Below are 1,865 nucleotides of genomic sequence, written 5' to 3'. Positions count from 1 at the left end.
TTGTTGTCTCAGAACCTACACAGTGAACGCGAGCATCAATGGACAAGCCCTCGGCCTATTAGTACCGGTCACCTCCACCCCTCACAGGGCTTCCAGATCCGGCCTATCAACCCCGTCATCTCCAGGGAGCCTTAACCCCTCAAGGGGGCAGGAGTCCTCATCTCGAAGCAGGCTTCCCGCTTAGATGCTTTCAGCGGTTATCCTTCCCGAACGTAGCCAACCAGCCATGCCCCTGGCGGGACAACTGGCACACCAGAGGTCCGTCCGTCCCGGTCCTCTCGTACTAGGGACAGCCCTTCTCAAGACTCCAACGCGCGCAGCGGATAGGGACCGAACTGTCTCACGACGTTCTAAACCCAGCTCGCGTACCGCTTTAATGGGCGAACAGCCCAACCCTTGGGACCGACTCCAGCCCCAGGATGCGACGAGCCGACATCGAGGTGCCAAACCATCCCGTCGATATGGACTCTTGGGGAAGATCAGCCTGTTATCCCCGGGGTACCTTTTATCCGTTGAGCGACGGCGCTTCCACAAGCCACCGCCGGATCACTAGTCCCGACTTTCGTCCCTGCTCGACCCGTCAGTCTCACAGTCAAGCTCCCTTGTGCACTTACACTCACCACCTGATGACCAACCAGGCTGAGGGAACCTTTGGGCGCCTCCGTTACCCTTTAGGAGGCAACCGCCCCAGTTAAACTACCCACCAGACACTGTCCCCGATCCGGATCACGGACCCAGGTTAGACATCCAGCACGACCAGAGTGGTATTTCAACAACGACTCCACGAACACTGGCGTGCCCGCTTCACAGTCTCCCACCTATCCTACACAAGCCGAACCGAACACCAATATCAAGCTGTAGTAAAGGTCCCGGGGTCTTTCCGTCCTGCTGCGCGAAACGAGCATCTTTACTCGTAGTGCAATTTCACCGGGCCTATGGTTGAGACAGTCAAGAAGTCGTTACGCCATTCGTGCAGGTCGGAACTTACCCGACAAGGAATTTCGCTACCTTAGGATGGTTATAGTTACCACCGCCGTTTACTGGCGCTTAAGTTCCCAGCCTCGCCCACCCGAAGATGAGCTAACCGGTCCCCTTAACGTTCCAGCACCGGGCAGGCGTCAGTCCGTATACATCGCCTTACAGCTTCGCACGGACCTGTGTTTTTAGTAAACAGTCGCTTCTCGCTGGTCTCTGCGGCCACCCCCAGCTCACACCGCGCAGGTGATCACCAGAAGTGGCCCCCCTTCTCCCGAAGTTACGGGGGCATTTTGCCGAGTTCCTTAACCATAGTTCACCCGAACGCCTCGGTATTCTCTACCAGACCACCTGAGTCGGTTTCGGGTACGGGCCGCCACAAAACTCGCTAGAGGCTTTTCTCGACAGCACAGGATCATCCACTTCACCACAAACGGCTCGGCATCAGGTCTCACCCCTATAACGGTGCACGGATTTCCCTGCACACCGGGCTACACCCTTACCCCGGGACAACCACCGCCCGGGATGGACTACCTCCCTGCGTCACCCCATCACTCACCTACTACCAGCTCGGGTCAGCGGCTCCACCACTCCCACCACCGGCAAAGCCGGCATGGGCGGTTTCACGGCCTTAGCATCACTGGATTCGATGTTGATCGCTTCACAGCGGGTACCGGAATATCAACCGGTTCTCCATCGACTACGCCTGTCGGCCTCGCCTTAGGTCCCGACTTACCCTGGGCAGATCAGCTTGACCCAGGAACCCTTAGTCAATCGGCGCACACGTTTCTCACGCATGTATCGCTACTCATGCCTGCATTCTCACTCGTGAACCGTCCACAACTCGCTTCCACGGCTGCTTCACCCGGCACACGACGCTCCCCTACCCA

1 rRNA gene is annotated in these 1,865 nt (G+C 57.9%); it reads right to left on the bottom strand.

From position 1 onward, the window contains the following. Positions 1-38: 38 nt before the first annotated feature. Positions 39-1,865 (bottom strand): 23S ribosomal RNA (locus SCA03_RS34695); the annotation flags it as partial.

Source organism: Streptomyces cacaoi, from assembly GCF_006539165.1.
Classification (GTDB): domain Bacteria; phylum Actinomycetota; class Actinomycetes; order Streptomycetales; family Streptomycetaceae; genus Streptomyces; species Streptomyces cacaoi.
The sequence above is the reverse complement of the archived record's forward strand: the minus strand, read 5'-3'. Positions and strand labels throughout refer to the sequence as shown.